The sequence below is a fragment of the Geomicrobium sp. JCM 19039 genome (assembly GCF_000698145.1).
Classification (GTDB): Bacteria; Bacillota; Bacilli; order Bacillales; family Marinococcaceae; genus Geomicrobium_A.
On sequence record NZ_BAXB01000029.1, the window covers coordinates 1 to 17,665 of the forward strand.

Consider the following 17,665-nt stretch of genomic DNA (forward strand, 5'->3'; position numbering starts at 1 on the left):
AAACAAACTGCGCAGGAGTTTGGTGATTTCGGCGCTAAAATCGGTGGAAAGCGCAAACTTGCGCGCAGATGGGGGAAACTTGCGCGTAGAATGTCACCTAGCACCGCGCTCCCCCTCCCACCCAACAGTGCAAGTCAAGAAAATGTTACGTTCATTCTATATAGATCGTTTTTCACGACTTTCGACATCGGAGATGAGGAGGGTAGCTTGATTTTGGGATTTTCTAGGAGATTGGCGATCTAGGTCGCCCCCCTACCCCGTACGATCTAGATCCCTCGATAAAACAGCTTTCCTACTTACGCTCGGGGCGAGGATACGGAGTGGGGGTGCCTTCTGTGGCAATCGGCGTTATTCATGATCGCTTTAAAAATCGCCTTGCCCCAATTATGCGATTGGGACAAGGCGATTTTTTTCAAATGCGTTACGTTCGTTATACTCTCGTGGCGCTCTTTTCTTTTTCAAAGGTGATGATGCGTTGCCACTACCTGAAGACTGAGCGTAGCTTTGAAGTCAGGCTTATACTCTTCGTCAATGATGCCGAGCATCATCGCTAAGTGTCGGCCACCCCCTTCGACGCCTGCGGTGTTTGCGTATTGTGGGAGCATCGTTTGCATAGATTGCAAGTCACGTTGCATCGTGTAATCGATAAATTGTTTATCCAACGCTTGCTCAGAGATGGTCGGCATGTTAATGCGCCCTCTCACGAGGTTGTGGGCAAGTGCTCCACTGAAGATGAATACGGTCTTCTTTCCAGATTCATCAATAACCGAGCGAATGACTTCTCCCCATTGCCTCGTTTCATCCAATCCAGCCGCTTCGGCAATGGACAAACTAATGACGGGTACGTCAAGCTTCGGCAACAAGTAGCGCAGCGGCACAACCGTGCCATAATCCCAGACGTACGTCGGGTCGTCGACTGCAGTAACAGGGATCCGTGCACTTTTCCCAGCACGAACCATCTCGTTTGCAATCTCTCGATCACCCTTATATTCATACGCCACATCTGAAATGATGTCCGGGCATTCAAAAGCGGTTAAAATCCCCTTATGCTCAGGTGCAACGTCTACATAATGGTTGAATGTTGAGATCCAATGGCAAGACACGATGCAAATGAGTTCAGGATTGATCTCTTCGATATCTTTTGCAATCTGATCCATTTCCTTAACGAGATTCTCTTGGAATGGAGGAATGTTTTCTCGATGGCAAATGCTAGGTACGTGAGCCGCGAGCACACCTAATTCAACTGACATCTAGTTCGCCTCCTTGGATTTCTTCTTGGCCACACTTTCACCCGCAATGCCCCAATGTGTCGTCGGCATCTCATTGACGAGAACCCGAACGTTTTCAATCGGAGACCCGAGTGTTTCGGCCGTTGTTTTCGTTAGTTCATGAATGAGCTTTTCGATTTTTTCTTCACTGCGCCCTTCCATGATCGATACTTGAATCAATGGCATATGATCCCTCCTAGTCTATGAAAGAGAACTTTACTTCACCTAGTTGATCAATGGATACACCAATTTGATCTCCGGTTTCGGCTAAGATGGCTTCAGTAATTGCCCTGATAGTATGATTTGGCCTTTTTTCAATTTCTCGCCTTTTTTCGCTAGCATGTTCACAAGCATAGCGATGGCATTCGCAGGATGACCTAATACCGCGGCGCCTGCTCCTCCTGCTTTCACTTCGTCATTGATCGTAATGGTTGCTCCTAGAAGATCAAGTTCCAAGTCTTGTTGATTCGGGACACGCTCCCCAAATACAACCTTTGATGACGATGCGTTATCCGCAATCACATCCGGAAGGGTGAATTCAAAATTTTTGTAGCGACTGTCGATAATTTCTACCGCAGGAATGAACGCGGCTGTCGCTCGCATAACGTCTGCAGCAGGTACACCTGGTCCTTCAATATCTTCTCCAAGTTCAAAGGCGATTTCTGCTTCGACTTTTGGATGGATGAGTTCTTTCATCGAGACTTCACTCTTGTTGTCATGAACCATATTGGAGAATACATACCCGTAAATCGGCTCGTCAACGTTCATTTGCGTCAATTTCGCCTTACTCGTCAGTCCCATTTTAGGACCGACAATGGTGAGTCCTTTGTCAAGTTTCATTTGTACAAGTTGTTCTTGTACAAGATAGGCCTCTTCAATCGTTAAATCAGGTGCCATCTCTTTTGTTACTTTTACTGTATCTTGAACATTCTCTTCACATGCCAACAGATGGCTTGCTAGATCTTTTTGTAAAGTTGTCGTCATCGTATGATCCTCCTAAGATTTCGCAAAGCGAACGTTTACCTCGCCTAGATGCGCTAGTTTCGCAGTGAAATGATCACCTGGAGCTGCTTCAACGGCCGCGGATAGGGCGCCCGATAAAATCGTTTCCCCAGCTTTTAGCTCTTCGCCATACTCTGAAAGTTTGTTTGCAAGCCAGGCAACACACGTTGCGGGGTCGCCCATTGCCAGTGCGCCGACACCCGTTCCAACAATTTCGCCATTTTTGTAGAGCACCATGCCTACAGATTTGGCATCCACATCACGTGGTGCTGTCACTTTATTGCCGAGCACATACAGACCCGAAGAAGCGTTATCCGCGATCGTGTCAGGAAGGGTAATCTTCCAATCTTTGATCCGGCTGTCGACAATTTCGATGGAAGGAACGAGATAATCTGTCGCTTCAATCACATCGGCTGCTGTAACATTTGGACCTTGCAAGTTTCGCTTCAGTACGAACGCAATTTCTGCTTCAACTTTCGGTTGCATCGTTTGATTGGTTTCGACTACACCATCATTTTGAATGAGCATATCTGAGAACAACACACCGTAATCTGGCTCATTCACACCGAGAAGCTGTTGCATTGGCTTGGAGGTAAGACCGATCTTGCGACCAGTCTGTCTCGTTTCTTTTGAATCTTTTAACTGAAGAAACTCGGTTTGAATTTGATACGCATCCTCAACCGTTAAGCCTTCATGAGTCGCGGTTAGAGGTGGGATCGACACTCTCGATGTGGCTGCTTGATGCAGATCCTTAGCAATTTGTGCATGCATGTTGACCCGTTCCTCTCTATAATTTAATCGTTACGTTCTTTAACTCTGAGTAGAATTCAAAGCTATGAATACCACCTTCACGACCGACACCACTTTGCTTCATGCCACCAAAAGGCGTTCGTAGGTCACGTAAGAACCACGTGTTCACCCAAATAATTCCAGCTTCCACAGCATCGGCAACCCGGTGGGCACGTCTTAAGTCATTCGTCCAAATGCTCGCCGCCAAACCGTAATGCGTATCATTCACTTGACCGATGACCTCATCTTCAAGATCAAATGGAATGACCGTCACGACCGGTCCGAAGATCTCTTCTCTTACACAACGTGAGCTACGGTCTAGACCGGTAATGATCGTCGGATTGATGTAATACCTTTATCCATTCCTTCAGTCACTTGCCCACCTGTCAAAAACTCGCCGCCTTCTTCTTTTGCAAGTTCGATATAAGAGAGCACACGCTCATAGTGCTCTTTCGAGATCATTGCACCGAGGTTCACGTCCGCGTCAAACGGATTACCGACTTTAAGCTCTTTCGTTTTCGCAGCGAACTTCTCTAAAAACTCATCGTACGCTCCGCGCTCCACATAAATTCTTGAACCACATAAACAAACTTGGCCTTGGTTAATGAAGCTTGATTTAATCGTTGTCTCCACGACTTCATCAAGATCAGAATCTGCAAAAATAATGTTCGGGTTCTTTCCACCAAGTTCATAGGACAACTTCTTCAACGTTGGTGCAGCTGCTTTCATAATTGCTGTTCCCGTTGATGTTTCCCCAGTGAACGTAATCGCATCGACATCTTCATGTGCCGAAATTGCTTCCCCTGCTGATCCTGGACCAAACCCATGAACGACGTTAACGACACCGTCTGGAACACCTGCTTCTTTGCAAATTTCTGCAAGTACTGTCGCGGTCATTGGCGTCCACTCTGCAGGCTTCATTACGGTTGTATTTCCTGCTGCAAGACAAGGCGCGAGCTTCCACGTCAATAACAGGAGTGGCAAGTTCCACGTTGATCATTCCGATCACACCGACTGGCTTACGCAAAGCATAATGCAACGCTTCCTGGTCTTGTTGGTAAGCTTCAGTCCCGAGCGTCGTCATATAATCTGCAAAAAAGTGGAAGTTGTACGCTGCACGCGGAATATCTATCTTATTCGCTAACCATAACGGTTTTCCTGTATCAAGCGCTTCCAATTTCGCCAATTCTTCTTGTCGTTCTAGAATTAAATCACCGATACGTCTTAAAATTGCTGAGCGCTCATTGGTGGTCATCTCTTTCCAACGACCATTTAACGCTCTTCTTGCTGATTGTACGGCTAGGTCTACATCTTCTTTCGTACCTTCGGCTACCGTGCCAATGACTTCTTCTGTTGCTGAATCTATATTGTTGAAAGTTTTGTTGGAAACGGACGGTTGATACTTGCCATTAATAAATAGCTGACAATCAATTCCTTGTACTTTTACATCTGTTGACGTTGTACTCATGTGATAACCTCCTAGTTATTCTCTTCTTACTTCGTAGGTTACGTTATAAAAGTACCTTATAAAACATCTTTGTTCTTTCTATGCGGAACTATTTTTAATTTTTTTGAATTTCTTGCCTTTATTCTTTAAACTTCTATGCTATAGTCTAGTTACAATTACTCGAGGAAGGAGTTCACCCGATGGAAACGGTTATAAATAAAAAGCGAGATTACACACTTTCTTCTGTGCGCAACGCGTTGCGTATTATGCATTGCTTTTCCATGGATGAGCCAGAACTTAAACTTACTGACATTTCGAAACGTTTGAATCTTGGGAAGAGTACCGTGAGTCGGATGATGGCCACATTGCAGCAAGAAGGATTTATTGAAAAAAATCCAGACAACCAACGCTTTCGTCTCGGATTGTCGATCCTCTCTCTTGCGAGCGTATGTACGTCAACGTATGACATCCATCAAGAGGCAGGACCTGTTTTGCATGAATTGACCGAGCGGACGCAAGAGACCTCTCATCTCGCGATTTTGGACCAGCATGAGGTGATCTATTTGCAAAAGGTCGAAAGCAAACATCAAGTCCGAGCGTTCACCCATATCGGAAAGAGAAACCCGGCCTATTGCACAAGCTCAGGAAAAATCTTGCTCGCGTATCACGATCATGAAGAACGTCTATTACAAGCTGTTGAAGGTGACGGTTTTGTCGCCCATACAAAAAATACAATCACAACAGTTGATGAACTCCGCGACGAGCTTCGTGATGTCCGCGCTAAAGGCTACGCAATTAGTTTGGAGGAACTGTCTGAAGGCGTTGCTACAATCGCTGCGCCGATTCGAGATTATACAGGCAAAGTGATTGCTTCAGTCAATCTCATCGGACCGGTTCAACGTGTGAACCAATATACGATTCATACGCATACACGCAGAGTGGTTGACGCCGGCAAACAGATTAGTCGAAAACTAGGATTTAGACAATAACCATTACATTTAGGAGCTGTCCGTCATGATTGATTCTCATACACATTTTATACCAGAACAAGTACAACAATGGATTGAAGAGAACAAAACACTCATCAATGCGAAGTGGATCAAAAAAAACGAACAAACAACCTTACTTTCCATTAACGACAAATGGGCATTTCCATTAAATGAAAATTTCACACGCACACAGTCGTTTACAGCGGCGTACTCATCCTTTCGTAAAGCACTCGTTTCCCCTGTACCTCAACTGTTTCTTTATGATCAACCCGTTGATGTGACGAGTGAGCTTGTTCAAGTGTACAACGACGCGCTCGTTCATTTAAAAGCGAAAGATGCCACGTTCGAAGGATTGGCTACGTTATCTTTACAGTCACCTGAGCAAGCGGCCAAAGAATTGGAACAAGCGATCCAACAAGGTTGAAGGGAGCCATTGTCGGCCCAGGGTTTGGGGAACGAACGTTGGCTGACTCTTTCTTTGATCCATTGTTCGAAGCGGCGAATGCAACTCAAGCTGTTCTGTTCGTTCACCCCCTTCTGCATAGCGATCCACGTCTTAACCATTCAAAACTGCCGAACCTCATCGGCGTGCCGTGGGAAACGACCATTGCTGCTGCGAACCTTATTGTGCAAGGCGTTCTTGACCGCTATCCGAACATCACCTTTCTATTGGCTCACGGTGGTGGGTTTCTTCCTTACCAAATCGGGAGAATGTCCAAAGGGTTCCAATCATGGGAAAATGAATTCGCAAAGCTCCAGCGAACACCACTTGAATATGCGGCTTCCTTCTATTATGACAGCGTCCTTTGGGATGAGCGCACATTAGACTATTTGCTCGAAATTGCCGGAAAAAACCAAGTGATCCCTGGTTCAGACTTTCCGTTTGAATTGAATGATTGGAAAATCGATCAACATAAATTAAATCAAACACCAAGTTTCCTTTAACAAAAGCTGGGTTGTTACGCACATAACATGCATAACAACCCTTTTTAGTTATGAATATTGCGGAGCTAGCGCGCGACCCCATTCAATCGGCAAACCTGTATAGTTTTCCGCTAATGAGCGTTTCGCGGCTTCCGATGATACTAAATAATGAAATTCACTCTCTTGAATTTTTCGTTCAAACTTCGTCTTTTTCACGTCTGTATGAAGAAGGGTCGTCATGAACGATGAGAAACGTTGAGCTTTCCAAATTCTTTGCAAAGCGATTTCTTCATAACGATCCAATAAATTTTCACTGCCATTGTGATACCGCTCTTTTAAACCTTCGGCAAGAATTTGGATATCACTAATCGCTAGATTCAAGCCCTTTGCACCGGTAGGAGGAACGATGTGCGCAGCATCACCAGCAAGGAACAAATTGCCTTTGCGCATCGTCTCGCACACATAACTTCTCATGGAAACGATGTTTTTCGAAACGATTGGACCATCCTTTAATTCTTTTCCGTCACCAATATCTGAACGCTTCTTCAGTTCTGTCCAAATCCGATCATCTGACCAAAGATTGATGTCGTCTTTTCGATCCACTTGCAAATAAAAACGTTGCAGTGTAGGCGTGCGGGTACTTAATAGCGCAAACCCATTTTCATGATTCGCATACACCAGTTCATCACTTGCGACCTCTGTTTCGGCTAGAACGCCTAGCCAACCGTAATCATACAGCTTCTCATACTCTGAACAGTCCGACTCGGTTACCGTTTCACGGCACGGTCCGTGAAAACCATCACACCCTGCAATATAGTCACACGTAATGGTTTCTTCTGAAGCACCCTTTTCCGGAGTGTATGTTACGTACGGTTCATTTGAATGAATGGCGTGGGTTTTCACTTCATCGACTTCAAAATGAATCGCTGCCCCATCTTCAATCCGCGCTTTGAGCAGATCTTTCAATACTTCGTGCTGCGGATAAACAACGACCTTCTTCCCACCCGTCAACGACGGAAAGTCAATGCGTTCGCGTTTTTGACCGAACTGTAGATAAATGCCTTCATGCTCAAATCCTTCATGCTCAATTCGGGTACCCACACCGGTTTCTTTCAATAAATCAACGGTCCCTTGTTCTAAAACGCCCGCTCTGACCGTCTCCTCAATTTCTTTGCGTGATCGTTTTTCCAATATGATGGAGTCAATTCCATTTTGAGATAATAAATGTGAGAGCATTAACCCTGCCGGGCCCGCACCAATAATGACAACATTCGTATGCATCCTTCTACACTCCTATCTTTTTTATCTGTTTTAGAATGGATATTTACGCGTTTCTTCTTGAACGGTGACCCATTTTGGGTTTGTGTACTCTTCAACAACCCATGGGTTTCCAAATCTCCCAAGGCCACTTGCTTTGTTCCCACCAAACGGTACATTTGGGGCATCGTTCACTGTTTGATCGTTAATGTGGGTCATCCCCGCATCCAGTTCTAGTGCAAGTGTTTCTGCTCGTTCAAAATCACTCGTAAAGATGGCTGAACTTAAGCCGTACGACGTATCGTTTGCCAAAGAAATCGCCTCTTCATCAGACTTGGCGCGAATCATCGTAGCAACAGGGCCGAACACTTCGCTTTGGGCGAGTTCAGAGTCGTTTTGAACGTCAGTAAACACATAAGGAGTGATGACATTTCCAATCTGCTCTCCTTCTAAAGCGAGTGTAGCTCCTTCTTTTTTCCCTTGTTCAATAAGTGCATTCACTTTCTTTAACTGATCTTTATTAATGATTGGCCCGATAATCGTCTCAGGGTTCGTTTGGTCACCGTATGGAATCTTTTTCGCCCGCTCGACAAACTTCTCAACAAACGAATCGTAGACCGCGTCGTGAATGATCATACGGTTAATGATCATGCAAATCTGTCCTTGGTGAATGAACTTCCCAAAAATTGCGGCATTCACTGCTTGGTCAACATCTGCATCTTCGAGAACGACGAATGGGCTATTTCCACCTAGTTCTAATGCGACTTTTTTCAAATTGCGTCCAGCCGTTTCGCCAATTTTCTTACCTACTGCCGTTGAACCGGTGAAGCTAACCAACTCAGCAAGGGGATGGTCAATCATCCCGTTCCCTATTTCCTCGATATCTGTGAGCAACATGTTAAAAACACCTTTAGGTAATCCAGCATAATCAAACGCTTTTGCAATCATAACACCACCGCTAAAAGCAACTTGAATATCCGGCTTGTGAACAACCGTATTTCCAAGGGCAATTGCTGGAATGATGCTTCTCATCGACAAATTCATTGGGAAATTAAACGGTGAAATGGACGCCACAACACCGAGAGGTGTCCGGTATATTTTGCTCTTTTTTCCCGGTACATGATTAGACACTTCGTGCACATGCTCCAATTCGTGTACATAGTTTAATGACTCTTCGAGAATTTCCATCGTGAGGCCGAATTCTACATTCGCTTTTAAGACAGAACCTCCGGTATCCTTGGAAAGCATAAGTACAATTTCGTCTTTATTGTCTTTGAAGTATTCAATTGCCTTTTCGATGTATGCTTTTCGTTCGTCTGCTGGCGTTTTGGCCCAAGATTTTTGTGCATGTTTCGCCGCCTCAAAAGCTTGCTCTAGTTGTTGTTTTGTTGCTAGTGGAATGCTAGCAATCACTTCATCGTTATAAGGGTTTACGTTATCAAACGAGCGGTCACTACCCCCGACTATCCATTCTCCGTTCGTGTAAGTTTTCGCATACTGTTCGTAATTTTCCATTGGCTAATCCCGCCTCTCTTTTCATTAGCTACTGCATTAGATTCGGTAGTGTAAGTACTATTTGTGGGAACATAACGAGAACCGCTGTAAATATAACCATCGCAATTAACATCGGTACGACACCTCGGAAGATTGTTTGCACAGGAATATCGCGAACGACACCGTTAATGACAAACACGCTAATTCCAAGCGGTGGTGTGATGACACCCATGTTAAAGACCATCACCATAATGATGCCAAACCAAACCCCGTCAAACCCAAGTCCCGTCACGATTGGATACACAATCGGCAACGTCAAAACGAGGATCGCAATACCTTCAAGAAATAACCCGAGCAAGAAATAGACAACGAGCAATATCGCGATAATGACAAATGGGGAAACGTCTAGTCCGGTTACGAATGACGTTGCCGCTGCAGGGATTTGACTCATTGCTAGAAACTGACTAAACAAGCCCGCGCCAATCAAAATTAAGAAAATCATCGCCGTTAATCGTAACGTCTCATCAACAGACTCTAGCAATTTTTTAAAGTTTAACTTTCTTGTAAGTAAAGCGACAACGAGTGCACTAATGGCCCCAACGCCACCAGCTTCGGTCGGCGTAAAGAACCCCATATAGATCCCGCCCATACTAATGAGGAAAATAATCGCAAACGGCCAGATTTCTGAAAGTGAGAGAAACTTTTCTTTCCAGCTCACCTCATGGTCCGTACTCGGAGCAAGTTCTGGTTTTCTTTTCACTTGAATGTAGACGACTGCCATAAACGTAATTGTGAGCAGAAGCCCCGGTACGACGCCCGCGATGAGTAATTCACCGACCGGCTCCATCGTTAAGATGCCATATAATATGAGAATGACACTTGGCGGAATTAGAACACCGAGCGTCCCGCCTGCTGCGACACATGCGGAGGCTAACCCCGGATGATACTTATACGATTTCATTTCAGGGATGGCGACTTTTGCGAGTGTTGCGGTTGTCGCATTCACCGAACCGGAAATGGAGGAGAAGATCGCCGATGCGCCGATCGTCGCCATGCCAAGCCCGCCGTTCACTTTCCCGCCCCAATTGTTTACTGCTTTGAAAAGTCTTTCGCCAAACCACTATAGGAAAGAAACATTCCCATCAAAATAAACATCGGCATCACACTTAAGCCGTAGTTGCTTGCCGTACCGAATGCACTCATGCCTAATTGCGCTAGGGCAACATCCAAGTCGAGTAACTGCCAAAATCCGAAGAATCCGACAAGAAGTAGCGAAACCCCTACCGGTACGCGCAACAATAACAAGACGAACAAACCAACGATGGCAATCACACCAATAAACTCAGGACTCATCTTGACCGACCACCTCTCGGACAGATTTCAAGAAATCAAGAACGATGGTGAGCACAAATATCGCAAGTCCTATGCCCCCGGTAATAATAAAGACAGATACCTTCAACCCTAGATCCCCCGTAACTGTAGAAGAAATTTGCACAGAGTACGTGAACGTCTTCCACGTCATCAACGCTAAAATGACGAGCATCACGCCGTAAGTAATGAGTGATAACCATGCTTGAAATCGTCTCGGGAAACGCTCCACGAGAAAATCTATAGAAATATGTCCTTTTTTCACTTGCGTAAACCCAAGGCTCAAAAATACGATCAATGCTAGTGCCATATACGTTAACTCATGTGCACCAGTAATCGGTTGCCAAAAGAACCTGCCTACAACATCTAAAAACGTGAGCGTCATCATCGCAAGCAGGATCACGCCTGCGATGATCGCTGCAAATTTATTAATTTGTAATACTACGGTTTCAAAACTAGAAATTGTCCGGTTGAGCACCTTACTCTGCCCCCTCATCTCTTAAACGAATCGCATCATCAAGAATTCCTTGACCATCATATCCGTCCGCTTCCATATCTTCGACCCATGCTTCATAGAGCGGAAGCACTGGTTCTTCCCAGACACCCATTTCCTCTTCTGGTATGGTATAAATCTCAACACCCGCTTCCTCTGCGGCAATAAAGCCTTCAACTCCATCATGGTCATACACTTCAGCCGCTTTCATCGCCATGTTTTCTCCCATAATTTCGTCGAGCGAGTCCTGATCTTCAGCTGACAGTTCATCCATGTTCCAGGGTTAATGACGACAAACAAACTGCTCGTGTAGAAGTTCCCTTCCGTAATGTATCCGGTTACATCTGCAAGCTGAAAGTTTGTCACAACCGAGGCCGGTGCCAACGCACCATCAATGACCCCACGCTGCATGCCTTCATATACATCACCCATCGGCATAGACACTGGAATGGCACCGTACGCCTCCAGAATATCCCGAGCCGCCGGGGACGGTGTCCGTATTTTTAACCCTTTAAGGTCTTCAGGTGAATGGATGGGTGTATCGGTCGTAAAAATCTGCGCAGGATCATTTTTGAAAAGCCAACCTACCCGCGCCCCTTCATGCTCAGCTTCGATTTCAGGGTACTTTTCATACAGTGACCACAAAATCTCTGTTCCTTTTGTACCATCCTCACCCATGAATGGAAGTTCAGTGACACCGGTTACAGGAAACCGCCCTGGCGTATAGCCGTGCAGGGCAATGGACATATCAGCCACACCATTGACAACTAAGTCATAATGATGATCCGCTTTCGACAACGCATTGCCCGCGTACAACGTGCCCGTCACCCTGCCGTCGGTAGCTTCTTCTACTTCTTCAATAAATGGATAAAACACATCCGTATGCTGCGGGTGAGGACCTGGCATAAATGATGAAAACGCAAGATCAACCTCATTCACCGTCTCCCCACTCGTTTCTGCTGTTTGACAGCCAGCTAACAAAACAAGTGATGCAAAACTAGAAATAGCTAGTAAGCGGTTACATTTCATACCCTTCACCTGAATGCCCCCTTTCTTCGTTGATTTTAGTGTAGCGAAGTCTTGTACAACATCAAACACTATTGTTCCCCTATGCGCAACAATCTGAATTTTTTAACGTCCCGTCACACGCACATCGACAACGGCTGACCTTCCACCCTTCACAACGTTAATCGCTTCAGTTAATGCTTGGCTTAGTTCGTCTGCATCGTTGACACATACCGCATAGGCGCCTCCAGCTGCTTCTGCAACTCCTGATAAATTGGAACTCGGGTCGAACATCGTCCAGAATTGATTTGTTTCATGAGCAACACCTTCAGGATGAACACCTAATGTGGAGAACTTCGGTGCATTCCACTGTTCATTGTTGAAAATAACCGTCAAAAACGGCGCGTCATACTTTCTCGACATCCAATGCACTGGCGTTGGATTGCTAAATACATACGAACCATCTCCAGTTAAGCTCACGACGAGACGGTTTGGTGAAGCAAGTTTCGCACCGACTGCCGCACCACCGTTCCAACCTAAAGAACTGGCGCCTAGGCTATAGTACGACCCAGGGAGTGAACGTGGAATATGCTGATTCACAGTCGTAAAGTTGGTAATCGCTTCACTCATGACGATGGCATCGTCATCTAGAGCTTCGCGCAGCTTTGCTGATAAGAGTTCAGGTGTAATTCTTCCATCATTTGAAACGACTTCTTTTTGTTTCCAAGTCTCGCGCGTTGTCTCATGGTGTTTCATAACGGCTTCATGTCGAGCAGTGATTCTATCATAGTTTAATTCTATCCGTGCAATTTGCTCATTCAACTGCTTTAAGAATACAAGACTGTCCGCTTTGATAAATTCATTGGACGGAAAATACCATAAAGGTGTCGTTTCCTTTAGCGGATCCATATCAATATAATAAATATCAGCTTCTTTTTGAGGACGGTTCGTTAAAGGAATCCACGGTACGTCGCTATCAATAACGAGAATCACATCCGCTGTCGTAACATAAGGGTCTTCAAAACTTTCATTCCAACGATAACCTACGTGTAGCGGGTGCTCTGCTGGAAAATTCATACGACTCGGTGCAGATTCAAGAACAGGAATGCTAAGCGCTTCTGCTAGTTTCACGAGTTCATGCACTGACTCTTCTTGTCGACCAATATAAGAAGTTACAATAAGCGGCCGTTCTGCGGCCGTTAATTTCTCTATTATGTCATTGAGCTTTTCTTTAGCGACTGCTTGGGGAGCGAGTCCCTTCCACTTTGAATGATTAAGGCTCACCGGTTCGCTTGATTCTTCTAATACTTCTCTCGCCGCTGTTAGGTAGACTGGACCTTGCGGATCACTCACAGCCAACTGCTTCGCACGGTGCATCACTTGTTTAATATTTTTCCCAGTGCGAATTTCGTAAGCGTGCTTTGCATAGTTTCGCACAATCCCTGACTGATCATGGGCATCTTGGAGCCAATGAATGTATTCATTGCGGCTACCAGGCAACTCGCCTTCTTGTGTAAGCGGTGACATTCCCGCAAAAATAATGACCGGTATTCTTCCTTTAGCTGCATTATGTACGGCTCCACCAAGATTTTGTGTCCCGCAATCCACATGTATAATGACGGCTTGTGGCTCACCTGTCACTTGGGCGTACCCATGAGCGGCACTGAGTGCCACCATCTCATGCTGACAGATAATGACTTCAGGCATTGAGATGCCTTGTTGCTTAAAATGAGCAAGACTTTCAATAATGGCTGGATGATCGCTTCCAAAGTTTCCAAAAATATAGGAAACACCCATCTCTTTGAACGCTTCGAGCATTGCATCCGCACTCGTATATAATTTTTCTGTTTTCGTAATTTCCATCGTGGAATCTCCTCCTTACGTTTGTGTTCAGAATTGTATCACAGCTATACAAACTTTTATAATATAATTATAATAATCAAATATATTAATAACATATAGGATGGGATAATATGGAAATTAGGCACGTCCGCTATTTCGTCACTGTCGTCCAAGAAGGCCAAATTACGACCGCTGCACAAAAACTCAACATGGCGCAACCGCCCCTTAGTCAACAAATCCGACGTTTAGAAAAAGAATTGGGCACACAACTGCTCGTCCGTGTCGGGAAAAAATTTCTGCCAACAGAGGCAGGGGAACTATTGTACGAGCGGGGCATTGAACTGCTCAAAGAATTCGATGACGTCGTCGACATCGTCAAAGATACAGGCGAAGGATTACGAGGTACACTTCAAATTGGGTGCGTAAAATCATGCTTCATCATTTACCAGCGACCATTCGCTCCTTTCATGAACAGTGGCCAAATGTACATATTCAGATCCTGTCAGGAGATCCTTTTCAGTTAGCCGCTTCCATACATGATCGAGAGATCGACGTCGCTCTCGTCCGTTCTCCTCATCCACAAGACCAGCTACATTTCACCTCATTGGATGAAGAAGAACCCTTTTATTTTATCACAGCAAAGCATCAATGGATTGCGACAAACAGACAAACCGTGACAATGAAAGAAATTGCCGGATTGCCGCTTTTCGCCCTGCATCGCGTAAAAGGCATTGGCATATATGAGCTCGTACACGAAGCCTTCAAACATCACGGACTCACTCCAAATTACATTTGCGAATCCCCCGATGCGACAACATTACTCACGCTCGTCGAAAGTGGATTAGGCGGAATCATGCTTCCAGAAGCTGTCTTGTCCACATTTTCAAAAGAGAACTTCTCCATCTACCGAATTACAGATTGCCATGTGACGACCACCACCGCATTAATCACCCCGAAAGATCGCCACATCTCCCGGGCCGCGCAACACTTTAAAGACCTTTTAGTGCAGTGAGTTAGGTTGAAGCGATGGGGGCAGAAAACGGTCTATATGATTACTTACCAATATATGACAATAGTGCGCGGCGAAAGAAAGTCACTCACCCTTCACATTCAAATGACAATTATGCAGTCGCATGAGTCATGCCGATGCGAGTTCGGTTTATCTTCGGAACCTCGGGAGCCGATGGTTGCTAGCTCTTGAGGTTTATTTGGGTAAACAGGGGGGAGTTCGGTGGAGAAACGAACGTTCATAGATTGGCTAGTCTGAGGTAAACTGCGGTGTTCTAAAGCGATTTAGATCGTTTGGGGCGTGGTCTAGATAAGTTGACCGAAAGAATTTCTTCAAGAACTAATGGTACGCTTAGAAAAGTGGAAACTGTGCTCGAGTTGCGACCGAACTGTTCTGGAGTTGGGGGAAATCGTAGGATAAGCGATCTATTCTCATAAACGAGGGAACAGAATGAGCAAACTCGGGAACTGATTACAAGGTACCTGTACATCCTCGCCCTGAAGTACCCACAAGACGTCGGCGCGAGCCGCGCCGAACCGAGTACGGTTTCGTTTCGGCCCCGGCCGGGCCGACGTGTCGTTGGCACTACAGCTTGGAATCTGCGCGCAAGTTGGAACAAACTGCGCAGAAGTTTGGTGATATCAGCGCTAAAATCGGTGAAAAGCGCAAACTTGCGCGCAGAATGGCACCCAGCACCACGCTACCCTCCAACCCAACAGTGCAAGTCAAGAGAATGTTACGTTCATTCTATATAGAACGCGAATCTCCTAGGTATTACCAAAAATGATGCAACGTAATGTTCGGGTGAGCAATCTCCACCTCAACCTCGGATGAAAACAGATGCAAACTTCTTTGTATTTTTACATGTCCAGGCTCCCCTAATCTAAAAAACGGATGTCCATGATTGGACATCCGTTAGATGGTCAACTTTACTACTTGGCCACTTTGACGAGTTGTTTCCCGATGTTCTCGCCTTCAAAGAGACCGAGGAAGGCGCGGGGTACGTTTTCGAAACCTTCATGAATGGTCTCTTCAAACTGGATATCCCCGTTTTTTAGCCCTTCGGCTAGTGCTTGGTAAGCTTCTTTATATTTGTCAGCGAAGTCAGCAACGAGGAATCCTTGCATCTTCACTCTCGACTTAATTAGGAAGGGTTGGACACGAGGTCCGAAGTTTTCTTCTTTTTTTGTGTTGTTGTAGGCGGATATAGCACCGCAAACGGGTACTCTGGCAAAGGGGTTTAATCTTGGCCAGATATGATCACTGATTTCTCCACCGACATTTTCAAAGTAGACGTCAATGCCATCTGGACATTGTTCATCGAGCGCGTGCTCCAAGTTGTCTTCTTTATAATTGATGGTCGCATCAAAACCGATGGAGCTTAGGTAGTCTTGCTTCTTTTTGGAACCGGTAATGCCAATGACGCGAGCGCCTTTTTTCTTGGCTAATTGGCCAGCTACAGAGCCGACTGCCCCAGCAGCACCAGAGATGACGACGGTTTCGCCAGATTTGGGTGCGCCGATTTCATACATGCCAAAATAGGCGGTGAGTCCTGGCATCCCGAGCACGCCAAGGGCATGTGAAGCAGGGGCGCCGGCAAGTTGTAGCTTGCGTACATTCTTTCCTGCTGTTGTGTTGTATTCTGCCCAATCGAGGGAACCTGTGACGACGTCACCTTCGGCTAACCCTTCTGACTTTGACTCCACGACTTCAGCTACGATGCCACCGTTAAGCGGTTCGTCAACTTGAAAAGGTTCAACGTAAGACTTGGCTGACGACATTCTTCCACGCATATATGGATCGACGGAAAGATACAGTGTTTTGAGTAACACTTCTCCGTCCTTTGGCTTTGGAACGTCCGCTTCATGAAAATAAAATGTATCTTCGGTTGGAACACCAACCGGTCGTTCTTTTAGTCGTATTTGTTTCATTGTGAGCACCTCCGTCCAATCACTATTCCTTCAAATACGTAAGTTTAAACCATACCTACTTGTTGGGTTATGCTTGGATGCTTCTTGTCATACATTTTGTAATGCAATAGTATAAAAAGTAATAAAAGATGTACGGTGATCTCGCTAAACTTACCACATATTAATATCTATATAAGTTGAACGGAAAAATTCACTGAATGCGATGACCGAGATCGATCTATACAGGCAAACGCCTACCGATTGTCTGTTGAGGTGCATCTCACTTCGACAACGTCGTTGCCGATCGTTGTTCATCACTGGAAAGGTTGCGGGCTACACGGAAAACGTTTGCCGAAGGGTAAAAAGTCATGACCTAGGGTCACCACCTTCCACAACCATGTGAAGACCTCTTACTTATGTGACAATCCATCCCTCAAACCGGGCACTTTTGGTCCTCAACGGTCACATATATCGCGATTTGTGACCGTTGACTCCGTTTATGTGCGCATCCACATTTAAAACGATGACTTTCCTTTCCAAATTGTCACAAATATGAACTTATGAGGCATTTGGGCTTCTTTTTCTACACCCTAGCCAGTAGGCAGAAAGTTAACCGCGTCGCCTTATGCTCTGGAGTGTCAAGAAAACACGGTGGCTGTCTTTTGGCCACCGATGTTGCACTTGTGCTCTGGAGTGCATAGAAAACACGGTGAGCGTACTTTGGCCACCGATGTTGCACTTGTGCTCTGGAGTGCATAGAAAACACGGTGGGCGTACTTTGACCATCGATGTTGCACTTGTGCTCTGGAGTACAATCATCCGCATGAAGTGGAAAGCAAAAGATACTGCGCAATTAGGAAAATGTTAA

Annotated in this window: 15 protein-coding genes and 3 pseudogenes; 5 read left to right on the forward strand and 13 right to left on the reverse strand. The window is 45.5% G+C overall.

All coding sequences use genetic code 11. The features are described 5' to 3' along the window. Nucleotides 1-458 precede the first annotated feature (458 nt). The 5 genes and pseudogenes from JCM19039_RS18755 to JCM19039_RS18775 form a co-directional block, all read right to left on the reverse strand. Nucleotides 459-1,250: an extradiol ring-cleavage dioxygenase gene (locus tag JCM19039_RS18755; protein ID WP_238545143.1), complete on the reverse strand. Its 792-nt coding sequence runs from the start codon at nt 1,248-1,250 to the stop codon at nt 459-461. Next, complete coding sequence (locus JCM19039_RS18760; RefSeq protein WP_042430135.1) at nt 1,251-1,454, reverse strand: 4-oxalocrotonate tautomerase; 204 nt, start codon at nt 1,452-1,454, stop codon at nt 1,251-1,253. A gap of 10 nt (nt 1,455-1,464) precedes the next feature. Next, nucleotides 1,465-2,252 (reverse strand): annotated as a pseudogene (locus tag JCM19039_RS18765) (2-keto-4-pentenoate hydratase). Nucleotides 2,253-2,264: 12 nt separating this feature from the next. After that, on the reverse strand, nt 2,265-3,041 hold the full coding sequence (locus JCM19039_RS18770; RefSeq protein ID WP_042430138.1) for a 2-keto-4-pentenoate hydratase: 777 nt from the start codon (nt 3,039-3,041) through the stop codon (nt 2,265-2,267). A gap of 16 nt (nt 3,042-3,057) precedes the next feature. After that, nucleotides 3,058-4,527: pseudogene (locus tag JCM19039_RS18775) on the reverse strand (aldehyde dehydrogenase). Nucleotides 4,528-4,706: 179 nt separating this feature from the next. Between JCM19039_RS18775 and JCM19039_RS18780 the strand changes: the two are divergent. Genes JCM19039_RS18780 through JCM19039_RS25965 form a run of 3 tightly spaced genes read left to right on the forward strand, consistent with a single transcriptional unit; the run spans nt 4,707 to nt 6,440 of the window. Beyond that, complete coding sequence (locus JCM19039_RS18780; protein ID WP_042403427.1) at nt 4,707-5,495, forward strand: IclR family transcriptional regulator; 789 nt, start codon at nt 4,707-4,709, stop codon at nt 5,493-5,495. 25 nt (nt 5,496-5,520) lie between these two features. Further along, nucleotides 5,521-5,919 (forward strand): hypothetical protein, encoded by a 399-nt coding sequence (locus JCM19039_RS25960; RefSeq protein WP_052398940.1) that lies wholly within the window; start codon nt 5,521-5,523, stop codon nt 5,917-5,919. Further along, entirely contained in the window at nt 5,916-6,440 is a 525-nt protein-coding gene (locus JCM19039_RS25965) for an amidohydrolase family protein (protein WP_052398941.1), read from the forward strand. Before JCM19039_RS25960 ends, JCM19039_RS25965 begins: the two co-directional genes overlap by 4 nt. A gap of 48 nt (nt 6,441-6,488) precedes the next feature. On the opposite strand, the gene JCM19039_RS18790 is transcribed toward JCM19039_RS25965, so the two are convergent. The 7 genes and pseudogenes from JCM19039_RS18790 to JCM19039_RS18820 all read right to left on the reverse strand — a co-directional run bounded on the left by JCM19039_RS18790 (nt 6,489) and on the right by JCM19039_RS18820 (nt 13,899). Continuing rightward, nucleotides 6,489-7,700 carry a 4-hydroxybenzoate 3-monooxygenase gene (locus tag JCM19039_RS18790; RefSeq protein ID WP_042430144.1) on the reverse strand — a complete coding sequence of 404 codons (1,212 nt, stop codon included), beginning with the start codon at nt 7,698-7,700 and terminating at the stop codon, nt 6,489-6,491. A gap of 30 nt (nt 7,701-7,730) precedes the next feature. After that, entirely contained in the window at nt 7,731-9,191 is a 1,461-nt protein-coding gene (locus JCM19039_RS18795; protein WP_042430146.1) for an aldehyde dehydrogenase family protein, read from the reverse strand. A gap of 28 nt (nt 9,192-9,219) precedes the next feature. Next, nucleotides 9,220-10,523 (reverse strand): annotated as a pseudogene (locus JCM19039_RS18800) (TRAP transporter large permease). Continuing rightward, nucleotides 10,513-11,016, reverse strand: a complete 504-nt coding sequence (locus JCM19039_RS18805; RefSeq protein ID WP_052398942.1) for a TRAP transporter small permease subunit — start codon at nt 11,014-11,016, stop codon at nt 10,513-10,515. The pseudogene JCM19039_RS18800 and the gene JCM19039_RS18805 overlap by 11 nt, the downstream one beginning before the upstream one ends. A 1-nt stretch (nt 11,017) precedes the next feature. Continuing rightward, complete coding sequence (locus JCM19039_RS18810) at nt 11,018-11,248, reverse strand: hypothetical protein (protein ID WP_042430152.1); 231 nt, start codon at nt 11,246-11,248, stop codon at nt 11,018-11,020. Beyond that, nucleotides 11,239-12,060, reverse strand: a complete 822-nt coding sequence (locus JCM19039_RS18815) for a TRAP transporter substrate-binding protein (protein WP_238545147.1) — start codon at nt 12,058-12,060, stop codon at nt 11,239-11,241. Before JCM19039_RS18815 ends, JCM19039_RS18810 begins: the two co-directional genes overlap by 10 nt. 102 nt (nt 12,061-12,162) lie before the next feature. Beyond that, nucleotides 12,163-13,899 carry a thiamine pyrophosphate-requiring protein gene (locus JCM19039_RS18820; RefSeq protein WP_042430156.1) on the reverse strand — a complete coding sequence of 579 codons (1,737 nt, stop codon included), beginning with the start codon at nt 13,897-13,899 and terminating at the stop codon, nt 12,163-12,165. A 110-nt stretch (nt 13,900-14,009) separates the two neighbouring features. On the opposite strand from JCM19039_RS18820, the gene JCM19039_RS23405 reads away from it, so the two are divergent. After that, complete coding sequence (locus JCM19039_RS23405) at nt 14,010-14,402, forward strand: LysR family transcriptional regulator (RefSeq protein ID WP_081834623.1); 393 nt, start codon at nt 14,010-14,012, stop codon at nt 14,400-14,402. Continuing rightward, nucleotides 14,309-14,890, forward strand: coding sequence for a LysR family transcriptional regulator substrate-binding protein (locus JCM19039_RS18825; RefSeq protein WP_081834624.1), 582 nt, complete (start codon nt 14,309-14,311; stop codon nt 14,888-14,890). The genes JCM19039_RS23405 and JCM19039_RS18825 overlap by 94 nt, the downstream gene beginning before the upstream one ends. A 929-nt stretch (nt 14,891-15,819) precedes the next feature. Here the strand turns inward: JCM19039_RS18825 and JCM19039_RS18830 are convergent. Beyond that, complete coding sequence (locus JCM19039_RS18830; RefSeq protein WP_042430157.1) at nt 15,820-16,818, reverse strand: NADP-dependent oxidoreductase; 999 nt, start codon at nt 16,816-16,818, stop codon at nt 15,820-15,822. Nucleotides 16,819-17,665: the final 847 nt, after the last annotated feature.